Below are 406 nucleotides of genomic sequence, written 5' to 3' on the forward strand. Positions count from 1 at the left end.
GTCCGGTGCGGCCGAGATGCCTCTGCTCCATGAGCGCTGAGACTACTGGGGCAGTCACGCGGGGCACCGTGGCGCGCTACAGTCCCCCGCAGACCGACGTTACTGATCGGTAAACCGGTAAGGGGACGACACATGCGGCTCGGCATCAATCTCGGTTACTGGGGTGCGGGCATGGACGCCGACAACCTCGCCGTCGCCCAGGAGGCCGACCGGCTCGGCTACGACGTCTGCTGGGCCGCGGAGGCCTACGGTTCTGACGCCCCGACCGTGCTCGCCTGGGTCGCCGCCCAGACCGAGCGGATCGACGTCGGCTCGGCGATGCTCCAGATCCCGGCCCGCCAGCCCGCGATGACGGCCATGAAGGCGGCCACCCGCGACTCCCTCACCGGGCACCGCTTCCGCCTCG

General features: G+C 70.4%; 1 protein-coding gene. It reads left to right on the forward strand.

Annotated features, from left to right (window positions below):
* Positions 1-132 precede the first annotated feature (132 nt).
* A partial coding sequence (locus G3I71_RS49095; RefSeq protein ID WP_164325475.1) for an LLM class flavin-dependent oxidoreductase occupies positions 133-406 on the forward strand: 274 nt, incomplete at its 3' end.

The sequence above is a fragment of the Streptomyces sp. SID12501 genome, assembly GCF_010550245.1.
GTDB lineage: Bacteria > Actinomycetota > Actinomycetes > Streptomycetales > Streptomycetaceae > Streptomyces.